Raw genomic sequence first — 23788 nt, forward strand, 5'->3', positions numbered from 1 at the left:
AGTTTATCTAACTTATTTGTTACTTTTTCAGCTAAGGACAAAGTAATCGTTCCATTGTTAGCTACAGTTTTGATTTGGTCAGCAGTACCAGCTACTTTTAAAGTACCTGTGGCCAATGGTAAGTTCAAGTGATCTTCACCAGCTGCTACACCTTCGTTAGTATCACCAGCATAACGTAGATTTGCATTATTAGTCACTGTTGTATTCAAGTTCTTAATCGCATCATCCACATATTCTTTATTCGCTGCATCGCCATTGTCTATCGCTTTCGCTACATTAGTGATTTTCATACCACCAGCATTGATACCATCTTTACCGATTGTAACAGTTTTAGTTTCACCAGCTGCTCCATCTGCACCTGCTGCAGTATTAGCGATAGAAACACCATCTGCTCCTAAGGTAATTGTAGAACCTGGTTTACCTGCTCCTGTAGCATTACTAATAGATTTAATATTGCCAAGGTTTTCTGCTAATTTCACATCAAGGTCATTATCAGTTTTAACCACTTTGATGTTATTTGTTTCAGTTGCTGTACGAGTGAAGTTATCTGCACCTTTGATTGTCAAAGTAGTACCTAAGTCACGGTGTACTTTCGCAGTTGTATCGTTACCTGTGAAATCCAAGCCCTTGGTTGTAAGTGTATTAGTTATATTCGTACTACCATCAGTGATTTTTTTAGATAAATCATTGTAATTGTTAGTAACTGTGTCACCTAAGTTTGTTAATTTTTCTGTAGTTTCAGAAATCTTAGTATTTTGTGCTGCATTGGTAGCATCTAATTTTTCAATAGCATCCTTAATCGTAGTGACATCATCTTTAGTACCAGCCGCATTAGTAATACTGAAAGTTGGGCCTGTAATTTTGCCATTTTCATTAATTGTTGTGCCACCGATGATAGCACCAATTTCAGATTTAGTAGTATGTAATTGTCCACCGTTCACAGCATCTTTGGAGCCTGCTGCTACTTTTCCATCAGCGATGTTGGACAATTTAGTTGTACCACCAGTTGTTGTACCATCTGGGTTAACCACACGAGCTTCTACAGTAGTAGCCGGTTGTGCATTGTTTACTACATTGCCTGTTTTATCTACATCTGTAGTTTTATAGTAATTACCGTTATTTGCTTTAACTAGACGTTCACCATTTTCATCTGTGTATACCACAGATCCAGCTTCGCCGTTACGTAATGCATTTACTTTATCTGTTAAGTTTGTACCATTTAAGCCGTCTTTACCAGTCGCACCTTTATCACCAGCATTACCTGCATCACCAGCTTGTCCATTAGCCGCTTTACCATCTCGTCCATCTGCTGCTGTATCACCAAGTTTATCTAACTTATTTGTTACTTTTTCAGCTAAGGACAAAGTAATCGTTCCATTGTTAGCTACAGTTTTGATTTGATCAGCAGTACCAGCTACTTTTAAAGTACCTGTGGCCAATGGTAAGTTCAAGTGATCTGCATCAGCTGCTGCACCTACGTTAGTATCACCAGCATAACGTAGATTTGCATTATTAGTCACTGTTGTATTTAAGTTCTTAATCGCATCATCTACATATTCTTTATTCGCTGCATCGCCATTGTCTGTCGCTTTCGCTACATTAGTGATTTTCATACCACCAGCATTGATACCATCTTTACCGATTGTAACAGTTTTAGTTTCGCCAGCTGCTCCATCTGCACCTGCTGCAGTATTAGCGATAGAAACACCATCTGCTCCTAAGGTAATTGTAGAACCTGGTTTACCTGCTCCTGTAGCATTACTAATAGATTTAATATTGCCAAGGTTTTCTGCTAATTTCACATCAAAACCATCACCTGCAGTATTTTTCACTACATCAATATTATTCTTAGCATTAGCTTCACGAGTGAAGTTTTCTGCACCTTTCACTTTTAAAGCTTCACCAAGATTGCGATGTACTTTATCTGTATCAGCAGCATCTTTATTGCCATAGAAATCTAAGCCTTTATTGCCAAGGACAGTGTTCGCATTATTGATACGACCATCTAATTTAGAAATCGCATCCCCTACATTGTTCACAGCTTCTGTTGTATTGCTACCATCATCTTTAGTGATGTTGTACGTAGGGCCTGTGAATACACCGTTTTCTACTTTAGCACCACCACCTAAGGCTGTGGCTAAATCAGATTTAACAGTGTTCAATTGACCGCCGTTCACAGCATCTTTAGAATTAGCTGCTACTTTACCATCAGCAATGTTGGACAATTTAGTTGTGCCACCAGTTGTTGTACCATCTGGGTTAACCACACGAGCTTCTACAGTAGTAGCTTTTGTTGCACCATTCAATACATTGCCATCTTTATCTACATCTGCAGCTTTATAGTATTCTCCATCTTTAGCTTTTACTAAACGTGCACCATTTTCATCTGTATATACTACAGATCCAGCTTCGCCGTTACGTAATGCATTCACTTTATCTGTTAATGTTTTATCGTTTAAGCCATCTTTGCCAGTTAAGCCTTTCGCACCAGATGCGCCATTTACACCATCACGACCATTAGATGCTGTATCACCTACATTGTTAATAGCATTTAATTTTGCTTTTACTGTGTCAGATAAATCTAAGGAATATTTACGTACTTTATCTGTACCTAAATCTCCACCTTTAATCGCAAGTCCATCTCCTGTAACTGCTACTGTTGTATCGTTAGCATTTACTTTATATGTAGTTACGCCTACAGTTGCTGTATCTTTTTCAACAGTCGTATTAATACCATCTGCTACTTTCACAGCATCTTGTGCTGCACCTTTTGCTAATTCTTTAACTGTAGTTTTTCCTGTATCAGTTAAATTGCTTAAGTCTTTATCTGCTGCGTTATCAATAGTGCTACGAGTCGCTTTATCTAAACCAAATGTAACTACACCATTATCGCCTGTTGTGATTGCTAAACCAGATTTAGGACCTTCTGCAGTGGTAGTAGTGTCTGTAGCTGCTGTGAAGTTAAATCCATCTTGCAATTTAACTGTTTTCTTAGCAGTGTCTTGATTTGATTTATAAGCAATACTTGTATCTAAGTTTTTAGCAATTACTTTCGCATCACCAAAGTCGACTGTACCTTTGTCTCCATTAGTTGGAGCTTTTACAGTTACTTTTGTATCGCCATTTTTGATCACCAAATCACTAGTACCATCACCAGAGATTTCTTTCATCTTGGCAAGGTTTTCTGCTAATTTCACATCAAGAGCATCGCCATTTTTAACAACTTTGATGTTGTTCTCAGTTGCTGCACGAGTGAAGTTTTCAGTTCCCTTGATTGTCAAAGTGGTACCTAAATCACGATGTAATTTACCAGCATCAGTTGTGTCATTACCTGTGAAATCTAAGCCTTTAGTAGTAAGTGTATTAGTTATATTCGTAGCACCATCAGTGATTTTTTTAGACAAATCATTGTAATTGGTAGTAACCGTTTCACCTAATTTTGTTAATTTTTCTGTAGTTTCAGAAATCTTAGTATTTTGTGCTGCATTCGCTGCATCTAGTTTTTCGATGGCCTCTTTAATAGTTCCAGCATTTTCAGCAGTACCAGCTTCATTAGTAATGCTGAAAGTTGGTCCTGTAATTTTGCCATTTTCATTAATTGTTGTGCCACCGATGATAGCACCAATTTCAGATTTAGCAGTATGTAATTGACCACCGTTCACAGCGTCTTTGGAACCTGCTGCTACTTTGCCATCTGCAATGTTGGACAATTTAGTTGTGCCACCTGTTGTTGTACCATCTGGGTTCACCACACGAGCTTCTACAGTAGTAGCTTTTGTTGCACCATTCAATACATTACCTGTTGCATCTACATCTGCAGCTTTATAGTATTCTCCATCTTTAGCTTTTACTAAACGTGTACCATTTTCATCTGTATATACTACAGATCCGGCTTCACCATTACGTAATGCATTCACTTTTTCAGTTAATGTTTTGTCATTTAAGCCGTCTTTACCAGTTAAGCCTTTCGCACCAGATGTACCATCTTTGCCATCACGTCCGTTAGAGGATGTATCACCTACTTTTGCTAATTGAGCTTTTACAGTTTCAGCTAATCCAACTGTAATTGTATCTCCTTTTGCTGTCGTAGTGATTTCGTTTTCAGCACCATTCACATGTAATGTACCTGTTGCCAAGGATAACCCTACTTTTTCAGTTGCTTGATCTTGTGCATTTTTTGTTACATTACCAGCAAAGTTTAAGGTAGCATTACCAGATACAATATTTCCTAAGTTGGTAATTGCATCATCTACATATTTTTTATTCGCTGCATCGCCTTCAGCTTTAGCTTCTCCTACATTAGTGATTTTCATACCACCAGCATTGATACCATCTTTACCGATTGTAACAGTTTTAGTAGCTCCATCTTTCGTATTAGCGATAGATACACCATCTGCACCTAATGTAACTGTAGAGCCTGTTGTACCATTTCCACTGCTGATAGATGTGATATTTTTCAATTCACTAGCAAGTTTTACATTTAATGTATCTGCTGCAGTACCATCTTTTTTCACAGTAATATTATTTTGACCGTGGATGTTTAAAGTTTCTCCTAATTTACGAGTTACTTTATCTGCTGTTGCATCATCACCAGCAAATACCATACCTTTTTCAACGATACCATCTACTTTTCCTTCTAAAGTTGTTACTTTTCCTGCTGTTTCAGAGATTTTTGTATTTTGTCCAGCATTTGTAGCGTTCAACTTATCAATAGCATCTTTTAAGGTATTTGCCGTTTCATTTGTGCCATCTGCTTTTGTAATACTGAAAGTTGGTCCTACTACTGTGCCATCTGCATTGACTGTAGTGCCACCGATTACATTTGTAGCTAAATTTCCTACAGCTGCTAATTTACCTTTTGTAGCTGCAGATAAATCTAAGGAATATTTACGTACTTTATCTGTACCTAAATCTCCACCAGTAATCGCAAGTCCATCACCTGTTACCGCTACTGTAGTATCGTTAGCATTTACTTTATATGTCGTTACACCTGCAGTTGCTGTATCTTTTTCAACAGTAGTATTAATACCGTCTGCTACTTTCACAGCATCTTGTGCTGCGCCTTTTGCTAATTCTTTAACTGTAGTTTTTCCTGTATCAGATAAATTGCTTAAGTTTTTATCCGCTGCATTGTCGACTTTTTCACGAGTCGCTTTGTCTAAACCAAATGTAACTACACCATTATCGCCTGTTGTGATTGCTAAACCAGATTTAGGACCTTCTGCAGTGGTAGTAGTCTCTGTAGCTGCTGTGAAGTTAAATCCATCTTGCAGTTTAACTGTTTTCTTAGCAGTGTCTTGATTTGATTTATAAGCAATACTTGTATCTAAGTTTTTAGCAATTACTTTCGCATCACCAAAGTCGACTGTACCTTTGTCTCCATTAGTTGGAGCTTTTACAGTTACTTTTGTATCGCCATTTTTGATCACCAAATCACTAGCACCATCACCAGAGATTTCTTTCATCTTCGCAAGGTTTTCTGCCAATTTTACATCAAGAGCATCGCCATTTTTCACAACTTTGATGTTATTCTCAGCTGCTGCACGAGTGAAGTTTTCTGCACCTTTAATTGTCAAAGTAGTACCTAAATCACGATGTACTTTACCAGCATCAGTTGTGTCATTACCTGTGAAGTCTAAGCCTTTAGTAACTAATGCACCATTAGCTGTAGTAATACGAGTATCTAATTTAGTAATGGCTTCGCCAACATTAGATGCGGTTTCTGTGCCTGAACCATCCGCTTTTGTAATGTTATATGTAGGACCTGTGAAAGTACCATTTTCTACTTTAGCACCACCACCTAATGCAGTAGCTAAATTTGTTACTTTTTCTGCAGTATCAGAGATTTTAGTATTTTGCCCCTTATTCGCTGCATCTAATTTTTCGATGGCCTCTTTAATAGTTCCAGCATTTTCAGCAGTACCATCTGCTTTAGTAATGTTGAAAGTAGGTCCTGTTACAGTACCATCTGTAGCAATTGTAGTTCCACCAATCACATTTGTTGCTAAATTTCCTACAGCAGCTAATTTACCTTTTGTAGCTGCAGATAAATCTAAGGAGTATTTACGTACTTTATCTGTACCTAAATCACCACCAGTAATAGCAAGTCCGTTTCCAGTAACTGCTACCGTTGTATCATTAGCATTTACTTTATATGTCGTTACACCTGCAGTTGCTGTATCTTTTTCAACAGTGGTATTAATACCATTAGCTACTTTCACAGCATCTTGTGCTGCTGTTTTTGCTAATTCTTTGACTTTATTTTTACCATCATCAGATAAATTACTTAAGTTTTTATCCGCTGCGTTGTCAACTTTTTCACGAGTCGCTTTATCTAAGCCAAATGTTACTTTGCCATTATCTTCTGCTTTGATAGCCAAGCCAGATTTTGGACCTTCTGCCGTAGTCGTGGCATCTTTACTTGCTACGAAGTTAAATCCATCAGCTAATTTAACAGATTTAGCTTTCGCTGCTGCATCATCGTTAGCACGATATTTGATAGATGCATCTAAGTTAGATGCTACTACTTTCGCATTACCAAAGTCGACTGTACCATTGTCTCCATTAGCTGGAGCTTTTACAGTGACTTTAGTATTACCATTATTGATCACTAAATCTTGCGAACCAGTGCCAGAGATTTCTTTCATGCCTGTTAACTTGTCAGATAATTTAACAGCTAACCCAGTCGTACCGTCTTTTTCCACACGAATATTAGTATTCGTTGTAGTAGACGTGTAATTCGCACCACCTTTGACAGTTAATGTTGTATCTAAAGTACGTGCTACACCTTGAGTATCGTCACCAGTGAAAGTAATCGCTTTCATCTTGAAAGTATTATAATCGGACTGCAATGTATCTACTACAGATTTTTTAGCAATATCTTTAATCGTAACGCGAGTGCTTTGATCTTGGTTATTACCATTTTGTTGAATCAAAGAAGCTGTACCATCAGTATTTACTGTATACTCACCTGATTTGATATGCATCTCAGCTGTTTTATCAATTTTATCATCAAGAGCTGCTTTTACTTTGCCAGAGGTAACAAGTTTGTTATCCTCATTCGCTGCTCCTACAGAACTAGCAATATTCGGTGTAATCGTAACAGCACCATTGTTATTATTTACTGTTAAAGCAGCTGTATTCCCACTAGTTACTGTTTTCACAACATTTGTTACATTCAACGTAACAACACCATTGGAATTAGAAATGGCAATATTGTCGCCTGCTTTTAAAGTAACACGTTTCTTAGTTTGATTATTCACAGTTTGAGGCGCCACATCAGTTGGGTTAGCATCTCCCACATTTTGTGTACGTAATAACCACTCATTGGATTCTAATGCTTTCAACTGTTTCACGTTCACTGCATCATAATCATCAGTACCACCCGCTACACTGACAATACGACGTGTTATAGTAGCTGTTCTATCAGAATCATTTCGTTTATTACCAACGGAAATCACACCATTACCGCTATTGTTAGTAGATTCACCAGACAAATACGCTGTTTTTCCAGCTCCATCTGCTTCCGTTGTAGTAGACCCTTCACCTAGTGCTACCGAATGTGCTAAGGCAGCATTTGCATTAGTACCTAAAGCCATCGCACTAGATGCTGTCGCCTGTGCAGATGTACCGATGGCAGCCGCATTTTCAGCAGAAGCTACTACATTTTTGACATCTCCGCTAGAACCAATACCTATCGCATTTTTACCAGATATATTAACAAAATATCCTAGGGCAGTACCATATTGTGCTCCCGATTCCACTAAATTTCGAGCACCAATACTTGTCGCTTGGTTCGCATTCACTGTAGATGTATAACCAATGTTTGTACTTGCTGAATTTGAAACTGTTAAATCATAACCAACAGCAGTAGATTTTTCTGCTGTTACCACTGCATTTCTACCAATGGCCACTGCACCCAACGCTTTTGATTTTGATAGGTAACCTACAGAAACGCCGTCTGCTGTTGTTGATTCTGTATCAATACCAACAGAAACAGATCGCAAGCCATTTGCAGAAGCCCGTAAACCTACCGCCACAGTTTCTTTTTCAGAAGCCGTTGTGTCAGTACCTATAGCTACTGAGTTAGCTTTAGCCGCTGACGCACTATTACCTACAGCAATAGCAGAGCTACCTGTTGCTTTAGCACCTACACCCGCTGCAAAAGCATGTGAATCGGTTGCTTGAGCCCCATTACCAATCGCTGTAGCTGATTCTCCTGTCCCTTGCGCGGATGTACCCAATGCAATAGCATTAGCGTTCGCCGTTGTGGCACCATTACCAATTGCTGTGGCAGAGGCTCCAACTCCTTTGGCAGAGGTACCAAATGCAATAGAGTTTTCGCCACTTGCTACTGCTTGCTTACCAATCGCTGTTGATGCGACAGCATTACCTTGCGCTGATGTACCAATGGCAATGGCATCTGCACCTGCAGCAATTACTTTTGCACTACTATCAGCGCTAGATCCAATAGCAACAGCATTTTTACCTTTTGCTCGTACATCATAACCAATCGCTGTAGAGTATTGAGCCGCTTCATGCGTTTCATTTGTAGAACCAATATTGACAGACTGGTTCGCTTTTGAAAAAGAATTATACCCAATAATTGTGCTACCAGAAGCCTCCTTGCTAGCTGTAATGTTGGTACCAATTGCTGTGGTATATTCTCTTAAGGATTGAACATTTCTACCCAAGGCTACAGATCCAGCACCTGTAGACCGTGCAGCAGCACCAATGGCAATAGAAGCTTCGCCAGTCGATTGATTCGTTGTATTATTAAATGTACTACCAATACTAATAGAGTTTTTACCAGAAGCTAAGCTTTCACTACCTGCTGCAAATGCATTACTCTCTGTTGCTTTCACTAGATAACCAATAGCTGTAGCAGTATTACCTGTTCCTTCTGCGCCTGTACCAAGTGCAATAGCATTAGTATTAGATGCTAACGCCTCTTTACCAATAGCTGTAGATTCATTATTATTAGCTTGTGCTGCTGTACCAATAGAAATGGCATTTTCACCTGCTGAATTTAATTTTCTATTGCTGTTCTCGCCACTAGAACCAATTGCTACGGCATTTTTACCTACCGCTCGTACTTCATAACCGATAGCTGTAGCTCTGGCTTTACTTGCTTGCGCATCTGTACCTATAGATGTAGCACTTTTATCGGATGCTAAGGCTTTATAACCAATGGCTACCGCTTTTTCTGCTGTGGCTTTAGTTTTTTCTTTATTATCGGAAGCTGTATTACCATCCTTAGTTGGTTCACCACCATCACCACCACCGATAGCGATAGCATTAGCTGCACTAGCTGTAGCACCACGACCTAAGGCAGTCGCATTACCACCTGTAGCAATAGTACGGACACCAATGGCAACATCGCCCCATTTATCATAATCATTAATAGTTTTACCATTATCAGTATTGATATCATTATTGGGCACACCATTTTCATTATATACATTAGCGCCCGCTAACGACTGCCACCCTACAGCTATAGCACCATTACCATAGCCACGAGAACTAACACCAAATGATGTAGCCCCTGTTTTCTTAGCTCGTGATTGTTCACCCATAGCAATGCCATGAAGGTCTGCATGTGTATTATATCCTACACTTACGCCATAATCGTCTGTAGCTTGAGCAGTACGCCCGATTGCAACACCAAAAGAATGACCTATGATCTGAGATCCCAGTCCCATTACTACATTTGAGTTCCCCATTGCTTTTGCATTTACACCAATAGCAATCCCTGGCTCAACTCTCCTAGATCCATCGCCTCCAATAGCTGTTCCATCAGAATAGCTGCCTGAGCCAATTGCAATAGTCGCATCGGTCTTGGTTTCACCTCCTGCTAAAGATACTCCACCTCTTACTGGATCTGCCGATACATCCGTCACCAAGGCTCCGGATCCCACAGCCATAGCCGCCAAGATGCTAGCTACAACAATTTTCTTTTTACCAGAATGATTTTTTGCCATTTCAGATACAACAATATAGCATTGTTTTGACTTACTCCAAATTACTTTAAAAATTTTGTTCATACTAAACTCCTATACTCATATGATTACAACATTTACATAACAAAAAAAAATGATGCTCACTTACAATATATACTCATAAGTTAAGCATTTATGGCACAAAAAATTGAATGCTTACGTATTTCATAATCAACTTATTAAAATAGATAAACATTCATTATTATTTTATATCTATTTACACACCATCCTTTTGGGACACTTCATCCAGCCCCTATTTTCACACTAAATACCTAACACAAACTACTTTACTTATCAAAATAATTTTCAATTTTCATTATATACCAATTCAGTGCATATTGGAATAGTTTTTTTACGAAATTTAAAAATTTTTCTTAAATTTACATCCAAAAATATCGATATATCAATATTTTTCCATCTATTCTTGTACATATATATTAAAACTTTGAGGACTACATCGAATTAATTAGAAATAGATATATTTTTTCCTCCTACTTTTATAGGTAATTCTATTTCTCAATTATGCTAATTACATATATACGTCTTTACAAGCTTAACTGTACCAAAACAAGAACATATCACTTACTTTGCATAAAAATTCAAAGTGAAACTACCAAACTATCTTCAAATACAAAAATTTCAACTATCTTGGACACCTGTTTCTTTTCATTTACCGAGTTTTGCCAATACCATCAAAGTCAAAGTTCATGACTGCGTCATAAGCATCCTAGATATCTCAACAATAGAATCCTCTAGGCTTATTCGCCACGGAAATAGAGTAGTATTTTTTCTTATACTATACTACAGATACAGATAAGAAGAGCCATCAACGTGTGTACGGCGTTAGGCTCATCTCAAAATTTGGGAATATGATGACGCCTAACATGTTGAGGTTAGCAGACCTCTTTGCATTAGGTATGTTCATAAATCAGAGAAATTAGAATCCAAAAAAGGACAACACATAGTGTTGTCCTTTTTCAGTAGGTGATGCCTCCATCACCAAGAGCTCTTAAGAGCCATATCTAAGTATCTATTATACTATCAGAATTACTATATTCAGTCAACTCATTATTTATAGAGTATACTGCATTTTCCCTGACAGCATTGTTTTCCACTGTCCATAATTAGAACATCCCATACGTTTTAACAACTTTTGATTCAATTTATTTCCCGCAAGATATCCCATTCTCCGGTGATTAGAATAAAAGAACTTTTTCATCAATTGTTTTAACTCTATCAAGGATTCAAAATATCCTAAAATTTTGAGCACATCAAATAAAGATAGTTTTGAGTCCTGATACCCATAATGTTTTTGAGGATTTAATGAAAATGCCTTCACTACATTAGAATTAACCTTATAATATGTAGGTGTGGTAAAGTGATTAATTACAGATGTATGTGCACAATTATTTCTCAAACACAGCAAAAAATCCATCATGTTCAGGAACTCTGATCGCTTACTTTTCTTTAATTTAAAATCACTTAAAACATCCTCTAGTACATCATCTTGCAAATAGTGTAATAATCTAACAGTCTCTCCAAACGTTAAGGTTTCTATAGACACCCAAAAAGGGACTGCGACATTCTTATGTGGAATCTTATGAATATCTCTATATACTGCAACATTCGCTGGTGCTATATACTTTTTTGATTGATAAAACTTCATGTCAATATGATCATTCCTATCAATCAGATTCGTTAAGTAAAATGGTTTAAAAAGGATAAAATCAGCAAACTTACTGTATATTTTTTTATTTTGTTCATTGACAAAGGGATAATTTAGAGAATATGGGCAATATGTAACACTCGATGTATTTGTATCACTAGGGTCCATAAAATTTGATTTATTGGTATATTGCATCGTATCATTAAGCATCGTACAATGCCGTTTCGAAAAATGATATACAATTGAGGTCTTTAACTTCTCTTCTACCTTATTTAGCCTTGAAAATATAATATTAGAAAATCTTTTATCAAAAGAGTACACCGCTTTAAAGTCATCTAAAGTAATATTTTTATATATTTTAGGATTTAATGTATCTAAGAACAAGTTTTCAAATCCATTAAATAGAGAATAATAATTTTGTTCTACTAGCACTTTATTTAATTCATCATCCTTAAAAATAAGCCCTCTACATTTTAATCTATTTTTCAGACTTTCACGTGATAAAAATTTTTTTATTGCCATTTAAATCACCTTTTTTGCAGTTTCCCTAAGCCCTTCATCTTTAATTTTATAATAATTAATTTCATCTATAAATACTATTATCATCTACTATGAATATAGCGATACAATTTGTCCATACAAAAAGTCTATCATATTTTTATGGAAAAATCGACAATGCAAACTATTTATATAAATATATTTCGTTAGCATTGAAAAGAACTGCATTCCTTTAGGTATGGAGTCAATATTATTAGGATCTAAAAGTCCATTTCTAAGTGCTACCTTTAAATTGTTTGATGTCATTGGTGTTGCACTTGTTGTTACTATCTCTATCTCTGCTGGATACCTTAATACTCGACTTGAAAAGTATGTAGATTGGGGCCCTTGGACTACTTTCATCCCCTTTGGCCTTATTTCTGTTATCAACGTTGGTATTTCCATGTTATCTACACGATTTACAGGGAAATTAAGCAACTGGGGGAATTATCTAGGCATTGTAAATACAATCCTCTCCGGTGCAATAGATTATATACTGGGAAATAAAGCGGCCATTATTACCTATCCTATTACATTTATCATCTATACATTTGCCATCAAAAAATGGAAAGCCTCTTATGAAGGCATTCCTAACACGATTACTCCGTCCCGAAAATATATAGTAGGAACTATTATCACTATCGTCACTTTTACCATTTCAATTGTAGCCAATTATACCGGTTTTAATAAGAATATAAATTTCTTATCCACACTAACAACGATCGTATTCGCCTTCTCACTCATTGCTAACCTATTTAACGCTTTAAAATTAGATACGCAATGGCCATTTTGGATGGTTTATAATATCGTGCAACTATTGAAAGCCTTCACCTAAGGCAACTTTGCAAACGTAGGGAAGTATATATTCTACATAGTTAACGCCATCGGAGTTTTGTTATTCTGGAAAGAGAAAAAATGCATATAATAATGTTAATAGGAGCTAACAGTAGTATTTTTTCTCAGAATATGCTATACTACGTGTATAAATAAGAAGAGCCATCAACGTGTGAACGGCGTTAGGCTCATCTCAATGGCAAAAAGAAATGGGCCTAACGTGTGAGGTGGTCAGACCTCTTTACGTTAGGTCATTTTATTATCTATTTCAAGATATCAATAAAATGAATTAGTAATTCCAAAGCTAAAATGATCAAATAGAACTTTTCAAACTCGGTCATACTATCACCTCCTCCCATAATAGGAAGAGATGAGCCCAACTCACGTTGATGACTCTTCAAGTTTTATTATAGCATAAATCGTGCATACTGTTGATAACATTTAATACTACTTATAATTATAAACAGAAACAAAAGCACCTTGTCGAAACAAAGTGCCAATCTTGGTGATCCAGGAGGGATAGCGGCAAGCTTAGACCTTTAGGAGCCACAGACGACGAGAAGGTCTTAGCGATAGCACCCCTCCCACACAAAAAGGATCCTACATCAAGTAGAATCCTTCGTACTCTGGTGATCCAGGAGGGATAGCGGTAAGCTTAGTTCTCTAGGAGCATAGCGACGCGGAGAACTTAGCGATAGCATCCCTGCCACACAAAAAGGATCCTACATAAAGTAGCATCCTTCGTACTCTGGTGATCCAGGAGGGATACGTAATCGACTTAGTGTGCTAGGAGCATAGCGACGACGCACGCTTAGTCGATACGATGTTCACCCCGAAGCGTAGCGAAGGGCCCTCCAAATGAAAAAGCACCTTGTCGAAACAAAGTGCTAATACTTGGTGATCCAGGAGGAATAGCGGTAAGCTTAGACCTTTAGGAGCCATAGGCGACGCGAAGGTCTTAGCGATAGCATCCCTCCCACACAAAAAGGATCCTACTTCAAGTAGAATCCTTAGTACTCTGGTGATCCAGGAGGGATTCGAACCCCCGACCCACGGCTTAGAAGGCCGTTGCTCTATCCAACTGAGCTACTGAACCATATGTAATTACAATCATATCCAATTACCCATACATAATAAAATAACCCATCACATAGACATTGTCTCTGTATGGGAGCGTATTGAATACAATCACATGTATAAGTGGAGCGGGTGAAGGGAATCGAACCCTCGCAACCAGCTTGGAAGGCTGGGGCTCTACCATTGAGCTACACCCGCACATAAGAAAATGGTCGGAGCAGCAGGATTCGAACCTGCGACCCCCTGGTCCCAAGCCAGGTGCGCTACCAAACTGCGCTATGCCCCGATATCTTCTATCCATAGTAGTGATTCATCTTAACTGTCCTTGGGAAACACTGTTTCACTACCGTTTGCTACTTGCTGTAACAACAAATATATAATATCATATCCATCACATCTATGCAAGTATTTTTTTATAATTTATTTAACTTTTTTCTAACCGTACATGGCAAGCGGAAATGGAACACAGCACTCCCTACTCACTGTACCAAGATTCCATATATAACTAAGAGAAACGGCTGCGTTAGTATTCCAACGCCCCGCTTCTCGTGCATTTATTCTTCTTCACTTTCAGTAAAGAAAATTTGTATGCTTTGTTTTCCATCCGCATGAACCGGCTCATTGATATGTACCGTTAGTTGCTCCTCATTTGTTCTACCAACAGAATCTCCATCTTTTACCTGCTTATCAGATGTCAAAATATAATCCGCTACACTTAGGATATAGTTCCAAGCTTTCTCTGGATCCCATGGACAATGAAGGAACTCCACATTTAATTGGTTGAACAGTTCCATCCCACTCGTAGATAAGGAGATGGTGCCATCCTCTTCAAAATCCATATCTACCCATATCATATTCGCCATAGGCAACATATCATCTCGTAAGGTTTCCGTTTCTTCATGGAATTTGTCAGCTTCATATAGCACACCATTCGTGTACACTGCACTAGCTCCCTCTTGCTCTGTAGCCACTGAAAGTAGCTTGGCTAGTAACATGCCTTCTTCCAAAGGATTACCCGGACCTTCCACAATACTGATCGCCACATGGTACGTATGTCGTGTTCCTACCTCTACAGCAGATTCCCAAAGATAATTTCTCATGCCACCTTGTTCTACCGCCTGTCGTGGCATAGGAAAGGAGAATGGGGCAACTACTACTTTATAGCCATCAATCACTAAGAAATGAGCTTCTTCCATGTCATCTTCTTCTACTGAATCCACATCCACTGTCGCAATAGCAGCTCGAACTTTCATCCCTTCTGGACTGGTAATCGAATCAATATCCCATCTTGCAAGCAAGTCCTTCTTAAATCGATTCACATCAAATGCTGTATCTTCCAGCAAGACCATCCCCATAAAACCGCGTTTACCTATCATAGGTCCCATATCGCCTATACTATCTAAGATCCTTTCAGATAAATTCCGCATAGCTTCAAACAAGAGTTGGTTTTCCGCACTTTGTACATCCATGGTATCTACATCCAAACTCATAGTTTTTTCTATAATAGATTGAATCAGATAATCTCCAGATCCATGAGAAGCTTCTTTCATTAGCACTAACAATACATGACTAAAAGATGGCCCTAGCAATGTCAACGTTTTCGTTTCACCGTTAAAGTATAATACTTGTCCTACTGTACCAGATTTGGTTGGGTTAAAGTCAAGGTATAACCTAGATGCATTTTCCCCTTCACCAGTCGCCGCAAACAAACATAAATCCCAGCTAGCAGGGGTAGCACGCACTTGTGATGGTCTATCCGTAGGACCCTGAATATCTAGTTTTCTTGTACTCAGTCCCTCCCGATCAAATGTTAACATTTGACGAGCCGACAATAAATAAAATTGTTTATTATCATGTATAAATAATGGAAATGTTACATGCAAAGAAGTATATTCTTTTTGGTATGTTCCATTTTCCACATTCAGCAAGAAACTAAGCCCTTCTGGTGTCTTAGGATATCGCTTTAATAGGTGCATCCATTCTTGTGGTGATATCCCTTTCCATTCACCTTGAATGACGTTCCATACATCGGGAACTAACCCACGATACACGCGAGATATATCTGACATATACCGTTCATGAATGGTCAGCCCTGAATCGACGACATCAATGGTAGCACCTACTCCTAAGTCACTCCTACGAAGATAGGTATTGATTACCTCCACCGCTAACTCTTTATCTGCTACATAATACACAAATCTTGCCATTCCTTTAGGAATATCGATACATGTTGTACTTACAATACTATTCTCTTCCAATGCCGCTGTAATTTTAGCATCCAATCGTTTGAATTTTTTTGTATCCCCTAAGGAAGCATCCAGCATCACATGTACATGATGTAAATTACCTAATTCTGCAATGACCTTTCCATTTTGATACAACTTGGCACCATAAGGAATCCCTAATTCATCCAAGGAGATAAGCATTTCCTCTACTAACTCAGAACCTTCATCCATAGAAAACCGAACTACACAATGGTCAATCTCACCATTCTCTTTATATACCGATTCCCCCTCATGAACCTCTCCTACATTCGCCAACTTATGTTCTATCAATATTTCTAAAGAACCTCGACAAGATTCATCAAATTGAGCTGGAATATATAGTTCATATTGCATCCGTTTCTTATTGTCTGCTGTCATATCTCTTAGATCTCCACTTTCAATCACCAATACTTACTACCAGTACAACTCATGTGGTGTCTCTCTGTTACAATTCACTCACTCCAAGAGAGTCACAGAAATCGGTAGGGATTGTAAAATTTCTTTTGCCAATTCACGTGTTGATTCTGTAGTACGAACCATACACAATCCCTCCGCATTCACCGTTGTCATGACCCCTACGTATTCATAGCCTTCTAAAATCCGATTCACATAATTTGTATATGTCCGTTCAATTTGAAAGTACACATACTCTGGATCATACACAATCTCTTGTTCTTGCATCTTGTTCCTCCCCTATGTCGTAAGGAATTATTTTTGTTTCGTTTCACGACGCATCATGGAGTATTCCTCCAATGGTGTATCAATGTACAAACGCAATTTCATTTGTGCATGTTTTGCCACATCAATATCATTGCCATCTTCATCAGTGATACGTGTAATCACATGTTTCACCAATGGTCCATGAGGTTGGCAAAACTCTACTTCTTCCCCTACTTTAAAGTTGTTACGTTGTTCCATGTAGGCATAGCCTTCTTCTACATTGTATCCTTCTACTAATCCAATGAAATCATGGGTTTGCGTATTGGAAGATTTACCATAGTTTTGCGCTTCTTCCCCTGGTTTTTCCATGGCAAAAGCCTCTGTGTATGGACGGTGAGAAATTTTTTCTAATTCTGCATACCATTCATCACGTACATACCAGTCATCTCCTTCTTCTAGGAATTTATCGATGGCTTCACGGTATACTTTGGATACAGTAGCTGCATAGTGTACCGACTTCATGCGACCTTCAATTTTTAAACTATCTACACCCGCTTTATAGAGCTCAGGGATATATTTTAATAGACATAGGTCTTTAGAGTTAAAGATATATGTACCATGTTCATCTTCTTCAATTGGATAGTATTCGCCAGGGCGGTTTTCTTCTACTAAATTATATTTCCAACGGCATGCCTGCGTGCAAGCCCCACGATTTGCATCACGATTTGTCATGTAATTGCTCAACAAACAACGACCAGAGTAGGAAATACACATAGCTCCATGTACGAAGGCTTCAATTTCTATATCTGCTTTCTCACGCATGGTTTTGATATCTTCAATGCTGACTTCACGAGCTACTACTACACGAGCAGCCCCTTGTTCTTTCCAGAACTCTGTAGTCAAATAGTTCGTTGTATTTGCTTGTGTACTCACATGCAATTCTAAGCCTGGAGCCACACGCTTTGCCAACAAGAAAATACCCAAGTCCGCTACGATAATTGCATCGACCTTGATACTTTCCAAAAATTGTAAATACTCTTCAAGGCCTGTTAAGTCCTCATTATGCGGAATAATGTTACAAGTGACATAGATTTTTTTGCCATGGCTGTGTACAAATTCTACAGCCTCTTTCAATTGATCATTGTCAAAATTGGAGCTAGCTGCGCGTAAGCCAAAGGCACGGCCTGCACAATATACGGCATCTGCACCATAGCGAATAGCCATTTTTAATTTATCCATATTACCAGCAGGAGCTAGTAATTCCATATGTCGTTTAGTCATGAATCTTTCCTTTCCATATACTTACACTCATACCATCTCCCATAGGGTAGATAGTAGTATTGTAATATTCTTTTTGTTCTACATAGTTTAAATACGCTTGCAAGCGTTTCACAATTGTTTTAAAGCGACGAGGTGGTTCTTTCTCTCCCCGCACATAACCACGGAATAAGACATTATCCGCTAATACCACAGCCCCTTCTACTAATTGGGGTTCAATGAGTTCCAACTGTTTTAAGTACTGACCTTTAGGGCCATCTAAAAATACTAAATCAAAGGGACCCTCTAGGCCTTCGAGCAATTCTGTAGCATCTCCTTTTAATAGAGTGATTTTCTCTGCATAGTCTGATTGTGAAATGAAATGGCTAGCCATCCCATGGCGTACATCATCTAATTCCATAGTGATAAGCTGTCCTTCTTTGTCCATATGCTTTGCCAATAACAGCGAAGAGTATCCAATAGCAGTGCCCACTTCTAAGACTCGCTTTGGTTTATATAAACTGATTAAGTCTTCAAAGAGTTCTACTTCTGACTCTCGTAAAATTGGCACATCATGCAAAAGCGCATAAATACGTTGTTCATTTAAAATATCTTTAATTTTCATAAATTTGATCCACTATTTTCAAATGTTCATCATAGGTTTTCGTAAAATGATGATGTCCTTCTTTGTCAGCTACAAAGAATAAATACTCCGTTGGTGGCGCATACAAAACTGCCTCCATGGATTTGATGCCTGGGTTTGCAATAGGTCCTGGTGGCAACCCTTTATGAAGGTATGTATTGTACGGACTTTCCAATTTTGTATCCTCAATACTAATCAAGGGCTTAGGATATCCTAAAATATATTGAATACTAGCACATGATTCTAAGGGCATACCAGTTTTTAAGCGTTGACGAAAAACTGCGGCAATGATCGGTCTATCTTCATCAAACTTCGCTTCTTTTTCCACCAAGGATGCTAAGGTAATAAATTCAAATATGGTCATTCCTTGTGCTTCAATATCTTGGCGCATTTTTGGTGTTAATTGGCGATTCATTTCGTCCGCCATGATGGCCATCACATCTTCTGCTTTGCTACCTACAGGAATTTCATAGGTGCTAGGGAATAGAAATCCTTCCACCCGATAGGTAACAGGCTTCGTTCCCACCATATACTCATAAGGTGTATAGGTCTTTCCTTTTTCCATGAATGCATACTGCGTATCGATGCCTTGTTCTTCAATGCGTTTGCCAATTTCACCAATGGTAAATCCTTCTGGAATGGTAAGTTTCACCGTTTGTAATCTACCTTGTTGGAGCAAGCCAATGATCTCACTTAAACTAGAATGGTGTGGAATCTGATAATATCCATGTTGTAACTTATCCATGGTTCCCGTTAAGCGTAGAGCACCACGGAACACAGCAGGTGACGTGATCAGTCCTCTTTCATAGAGTACATCCCCAATCTGTGCACCAGTTTGATTTTCACTGATAACAACTGTTTCTACATCTTCCTTTGAACCACCAGTCCAAGGAATATAATATATACCTGCTAAGATTCCAAGCAAAATTACGATTAGAATTGCTACACATCTATAGATATAGTTTGCATATTGTTTCATAGCACACTCCTTTTTCAACGAATACTATATTATACCATTTTAGCAGTATATATAGCAATTTTTCTATATAGTATAGGTCAATCTATCATCGATACACTCACCTAGACCATATATCGTAACGCCTTTAGGTACAATACTTTTTTACCTAGCATGTATGTAATCCATCTTCTCTTATACAGAAAAGGCTGTAACCATACTGTCTTTCGACAGTCTGTTACAGCCTTGACTAACGATTAGTCCATTTCTTCGTATAATTTAATGACTGCATCGAATTCTTCATCAGTAGGAGCTACGTAAACTTGTTCTCCTTCTTCTTCATCAATACGCGCAATAATCACTTCTGGTTCATCATGTTCAGTGTCTTCTTCTGGAGGAAGAGATACTAAAATCGCAAATGCTTTTCCATCATGTTGAATTAGCATTTCTTCTTCATAATACATTTCTTCTCCATTTTCGTCTTCAATGACAATCACAGATACTTCACCTTCATAACCTTGTTCGATCATGGTAACCTCCTTATGAACGACTATCTAAATAGCCTTGTAAAATGACAACTGCTGCCATTTTATCAATGACTTCTTTCCGTTTTTTACGACTTACATCAGCAGCAATTAAAGATTTTTCTGCCATCACTGTAGATAGACGTTCATCCCAAAATACAACTGGCGTGGAGATGACTTCTTGCATCTTTTCCACAAAGGCTTCCGTTTTTTCAGCCCGTTCTCCTTTGGTGCCATTCATATTTTTTGGCATGCCTACCACAATAGTGTCTACCTCATATTCACGGATTAACTCCGCAATGCGCTGAAAGTCTTTTTCATGAGATGTGCGGCGAATAGTTTCGATGCCTTGCGCTGTAATATACAGCGCATCACTGCATGCTACGCCTATGGTCCGACTTCCCACATCTAGTGCCATAATTCGCATTATAATTGTTTCGCTTTCACATATTCTTTCACAAGTTCTTCAATAAGCTCATCTCGTTCAATGCTACGAATATCACTACGAGCATTATTATAACTTGTAATATACGTTGGATCTCCAGAAATGAGATATCCTGTGATTTGACTAATTGGGTTATACCCTTTTTCCGCCAAGGCTTGGAACACATGTTGGAATACTTCTTCTGGTGTCAACGGTGTTGTTTGTACCGGTTTAATCACCATTGTTTTATCTGAAAGATTCATATAATCCCTCCTTATCATGAGTTTTCTAGTGAAAATCTCATCTATGAGTAAACTTATCCAACCATGGATTGGATTGCCTCTTTACCTGCTGCTAAGGCTTGGTCCATCGCTGCTGGATCTTTACCACCAGCTTGTGCCATATCTGGACGACCACCGCCATTACCACCAGCTGCTTGAGCCGCTGCTTTTACGATGTTACCGCAGTGGATACCTTTGCCAACTACATCTTTCGTAGCCATGCAGACAAAGTTTACTTTATCGCCACCAGCTGCACCTAATAATACTACGCCAGAGCCAATTTTATCGCGAACCATATCCGCCATGTCACGCAATTCGCCCATATCAGATACTGGTACGGAGGCTACTACTGCTGTTACATCGCCTACTGTAAATTGACCAGCTAAGACACCATCAAGGTTACCGCTATTCAATTCTTTTTTCACTTGATCTAGCTCACGTTCTACAGCTTTTGCATGGTCTAATACTTGTTGTACTTTACCTACTACTTCTTGTGGTTTTCCTTTCACAAGAGAAGCTACTGCTTTTAATGTTTGTTCTTCTTGTTGTGCTAACATAAGCGCTGCTTTACCTGTCACCGCTTCGATACGGCGTACGCCAGAACCAATACCACCTTCGGAAGTGATACGGAATTGACCGATGAAACCAGTATTTTCTACGTGAGAACCGCCACACAATTCGATGGAGAATTCTGGCACAGATACAACTCGTACTTCGGAACCATATTTTTCACCGAACAACGCCATAGCGCCTTTTGCTTTCGCCGCATCAATGGACATAGTTTCTACTTCCAATGTGGAAGCACGAAGAATTTGTTCATTTACTATGTTCGTAATGGTTTGCAATTCTTCTGCTGTTACTGGCGAGAAATGTGTAAAGTCAAAGCGCAAATAGTCTGGTGTTACCAAAGAGCCCGCTTGGTTTACATGCGTACCCAATACGGAACGCAATGCAGCATGCAATAAGTGTGTTGCTGTATGATTACGTGCCATATGCTGACGGCGTTCTACATCAACTTCGAATGTCACTTCGTCGTTTACAGAAATGCTACCTTCTACGACAGTCCCTACATGGTAGGTAGTGCCTTCTGGTAATTTTTTAGCCGTGTGTACTTCTAATTTACCCAATGGGCCTACGATGAAGCCAGTGTCACCTAATTGTCCGCCTCCTTCTGCGTGGAATGGAGTCGTTTTTACGATGATCGTAACATCTTGACCATCTTCAGCACGTTCAATGGCTTTTGCCCCTTCACCGATTAACAAGACTGTGGATGCTGTGGCACTTTCATCGTCAGAAATATGTTCGCCAGATAAATGGGTAATATCTGGAGTAGCTACTTTTGCGTCTACGTCTTCACGAGCTTCACGAGCACGAGTACGTTGTTCATTCATAGCACTTTCAAAACCAGCTTGGTCGATAGTGAAACCAGCTTCAGAAGCGATTTCTTCTGTCAATTCCCATGGGAATCCGTAGGTGTCATACAATTTGAATACGTCTTGACCTGGTACTGTCGTAGCGCCCTCAGCTTTCAATGTATCCAATAATTGGCTCAACATGTCTAGGCCAGATGCCAATGTTTGGTTAAAGCGTTCTTCTTCGTTCGCCACCACTCGTTTTACGAAGTCTTGTTTCTCCACGATGTTCGTGATAGCTCCGCCCAAGATATCTACTACGATATCTACTAATGGTACCAAAAATGGTCCTTGAATACCTAATAGACGACCATGACGAACAGCACGGCGCAAAATACGGCGAAGCACATAGCCACGGCCTTCATTAGATGGTAACACACCATCTGCAATCAATGCCACAATAGCACGAATATGGTCAGCAATAACTTTCAAAGAAACATCTGTATTCGCATCTGTATGATACGTAACACCTGCTTTTTTCGCTGTAGCCTCAATGATTGGGAAAATTAAATCTGTTTCAAAGTTACTTTCTTTGCCTTGTAATACAGATGCCAAACGCTCTAAACCAGCACCGGTATCGATATTTTTCTTAGCCAATGGTTCGTATGTACCTTCTGCTGTACGGTTGAATTGCGTGAATACAAGATTCCAAATTTCAAGGAAACGGTCGCAATCACAACCTGGTGCACAGTTTGGATCATCGCAGCCACGCTCTGGTCCTAAGTCGAAGAAAATCTCGCTATCTGGACCACATGGACCTTCGCCAATTTCCCAGAAATTATCTTCCAAACGGCTAATATGGTCTTCTGGTAAACCGATTTCTTTATGCCATGTATCATAGGCTTCTTGGTCATCTGGATATACAGTGACATATAATTTTTCTTTATCTAATTTGATAACTTCTGTTAAGAATTCCCATGCCCAATGGATGGCTTCTTTTTTGAAATAATCACCAAAAGAGAAGTTTCCCAACATTTCAAAGAATGTATGGTGACGTGCTGTGCGTCCTACATTTTCAATATCCCCTGTACGAATTGACTTTTGGCTTGTCGTAATTCGTGTGCAAGGTGGTACTAATTTACCTGTAAAAAATGGCTTCAAAGGCGCCATACCAGCACCGATTAATAATAAAGATGGGTCGTTATCTGGAACAAGAGAATAACTCTCTTGCTTTAAATGTCCTTTACTTTCAAAAAAATTCAAATACGCTTGGCGTAATTCATTTCCTGTCATGGTTTCCCTCCTAAAATTGTCTA

12 protein-coding genes and 3 tRNA genes are annotated in these 23788 nt (G+C 38.7%); 1 reads left to right on the forward strand and 14 read right to left on the reverse strand.

Going from position 1 to position 23788, the window contains the following annotated elements; genetic code table 11:
- Together EO114_RS06810 and EO114_RS06815 are read right to left on the reverse strand one after the other, a co-directional pair.
- Nucleotides 1-10043 (reverse strand): ESPR-type extended signal peptide-containing protein (locus tag EO114_RS06810; protein WP_164723794.1); only part of this gene is annotated, 10043 nt, incomplete at its 3' end.
- A gap of 1027 nt (nucleotides 10044-11070) precedes the next feature.
- Nucleotides 11071-12186 carry an Abi family protein gene (locus EO114_RS06815; RefSeq protein WP_127062303.1) on the reverse strand — a complete coding sequence of 372 codons (1116 nt, stop codon included), beginning with the start codon at nucleotides 12184-12186 and terminating at the stop codon, nucleotides 11071-11073.
- Between the two features lie 214 nt (nucleotides 12187-12400).
- On the opposite strand from EO114_RS06815, the gene EO114_RS06820 reads away from it, so the two are divergent.
- Complete coding sequence (locus EO114_RS06820; RefSeq protein ID WP_009352974.1) at nucleotides 12401-13036, forward strand: nicotinamide mononucleotide transporter; 636 nt, start codon at nucleotides 12401-12403, stop codon at nucleotides 13034-13036.
- A gap of 1018 nt (nucleotides 13037-14054) precedes the next feature.
- Here EO114_RS06820 and EO114_RS06825 read toward each other — a convergent pair.
- The 12 genes from EO114_RS06825 to alaS form a co-directional block, all read right to left on the reverse strand.
- Nucleotides 14055-14131, reverse strand: a tRNA-Arg gene (locus EO114_RS06825).
- Nucleotides 14132-14236: 105 nt separating this feature from the next.
- A tRNA-Gly gene (locus EO114_RS06830) sits at nucleotides 14237-14310 on the reverse strand.
- An 11-nt stretch (nucleotides 14311-14321) separates the two neighbouring features.
- A tRNA-Pro gene (locus tag EO114_RS06835) sits at nucleotides 14322-14398 on the reverse strand.
- 268 nt (nucleotides 14399-14666) lie between these two features.
- Nucleotides 14667-16754, reverse strand: a complete 2088-nt coding sequence (locus tag EO114_RS06840; protein WP_127062305.1) for a DUF4261 domain-containing protein — start codon at nucleotides 16752-16754, stop codon at nucleotides 14667-14669.
- 78 nt (nucleotides 16755-16832) lie between these two features.
- Complete coding sequence (locus EO114_RS06845; protein ID WP_062401305.1) at nucleotides 16833-17057, reverse strand: DUF4911 domain-containing protein; 225 nt, start codon at nucleotides 17055-17057, stop codon at nucleotides 16833-16835.
- A gap of 27 nt (nucleotides 17058-17084) precedes the next feature.
- Entirely contained in the window at nucleotides 17085-18317 is a 1233-nt protein-coding gene (locus EO114_RS06850) for a U32 family peptidase (protein ID WP_127062308.1), read from the reverse strand.
- Entirely contained in the window at nucleotides 18310-18918 is a 609-nt protein-coding gene (locus EO114_RS06855) for an O-methyltransferase (protein ID WP_127062310.1), read from the reverse strand. Before EO114_RS06855 ends, EO114_RS06850 begins: the two co-directional genes overlap by 8 nt.
- Nucleotides 18908-19915, reverse strand: a complete 1008-nt coding sequence (mltG, locus tag EO114_RS06860) for an endolytic transglycosylase MltG (protein WP_009352937.1) — start codon at nucleotides 19913-19915, stop codon at nucleotides 18908-18910. Before mltG ends, EO114_RS06855 begins: the two co-directional genes overlap by 11 nt.
- Before the next feature lie 233 nt (nucleotides 19916-20148).
- Complete coding sequence (locus EO114_RS06865; RefSeq protein WP_009352989.1) at nucleotides 20149-20421, reverse strand: DUF1292 domain-containing protein; 273 nt, start codon at nucleotides 20419-20421, stop codon at nucleotides 20149-20151.
- A gap of 10 nt (nucleotides 20422-20431) precedes the next feature.
- Nucleotides 20432-20842: a Holliday junction resolvase RuvX gene (gene ruvX / locus EO114_RS06870; RefSeq protein WP_126939628.1), complete on the reverse strand. Its 411-nt coding sequence runs from the start codon at nucleotides 20840-20842 to the stop codon at nucleotides 20432-20434.
- The gene (locus EO114_RS06875; RefSeq protein ID WP_009352873.1) at nucleotides 20842-21102 is read right to left on the reverse strand and encodes an IreB family regulatory phosphoprotein; all 261 of its coding nucleotides are present in this window, start codon (nucleotides 21100-21102) and stop codon (nucleotides 20842-20844) included. Before EO114_RS06875 ends, ruvX begins: the two co-directional genes overlap by 1 nt.
- A 53-nt stretch (nucleotides 21103-21155) precedes the next feature.
- Nucleotides 21156-23765 carry an alanine--tRNA ligase gene (gene alaS / locus EO114_RS06880; protein WP_127062312.1) on the reverse strand — a complete coding sequence of 870 codons (2610 nt, stop codon included), beginning with the start codon at nucleotides 23763-23765 and terminating at the stop codon, nucleotides 21156-21158.
- Nucleotides 23766-23788 lie beyond the last annotated feature (23 nt).

The sequence above is a fragment of the Veillonella sp. 3627 genome (genome assembly GCF_003992195.1).
In the GTDB taxonomy this organism is placed as follows: Bacteria; Bacillota; Negativicutes; order Veillonellales; family Veillonellaceae; genus F0422.

What these genes read in the sequence shown, in the direction of transcription:
- EO114_RS06815 (WP_127062303.1), bottom strand. Translation starts at nt 12,186, where the DNA reads ATGGCAATAAAAAAATTTTTATCACGTGAAAGTCTGAAAAATAGATTA.
- EO114_RS06820 (WP_009352974.1), top strand. Translation starts at nt 12,401, where the DNA reads ATGGAGTCAATATTATTAGGATCTAAAAGTCCATTTCTAAGTGCTACC.
- EO114_RS06840 (WP_127062305.1), bottom strand. Translation starts at nt 16,754, where the DNA reads ATGACAGCAGACAATAAGAAACGGATGCAATATGAACTATATATTCCA.
- EO114_RS06845 (WP_062401305.1), bottom strand. Translation starts at nt 17,057, where the DNA reads ATGCAAGAACAAGAGATTGTGTATGATCCAGAGTATGTGTACTTTCAA.
- EO114_RS06850 (WP_127062308.1), bottom strand. Translation starts at nt 18,317, where the DNA reads ATGACTAAACGACATATGGAATTACTAGCTCCTGCTGGTAATATGGAT.
- EO114_RS06855 (WP_127062310.1), bottom strand. Translation starts at nt 18,918, where the DNA reads ATGAAAATTAAAGATATTTTAAATGAACAACGTATTTATGCGCTTTTG.
- mltG (WP_009352937.1), bottom strand. Translation starts at nt 19,915, where the DNA reads ATGAAACAATATGCAAACTATATCTATAGATGTGTAGCAATTCTAATC.
- EO114_RS06865 (WP_009352989.1), bottom strand. Translation starts at nt 20,421, where the DNA reads ATGATCGAACAAGGTTATGAAGGTGAAGTATCTGTGATTGTCATTGAA.
- ruvX (WP_126939628.1), bottom strand. Translation starts at nt 20,842, where the DNA reads ATGCGAATTATGGCACTAGATGTGGGAAGTCGGACCATAGGCGTAGCA.
- EO114_RS06875 (WP_009352873.1), bottom strand. Translation starts at nt 21,102, where the DNA reads ATGAATCTTTCAGATAAAACAATGGTGATTAAACCGGTACAAACAACA.
- alaS (WP_127062312.1), bottom strand. Translation starts at nt 23,765, where the DNA reads ATGACAGGAAATGAATTACGCCAAGCGTATTTGAATTTTTTTGAAAGT.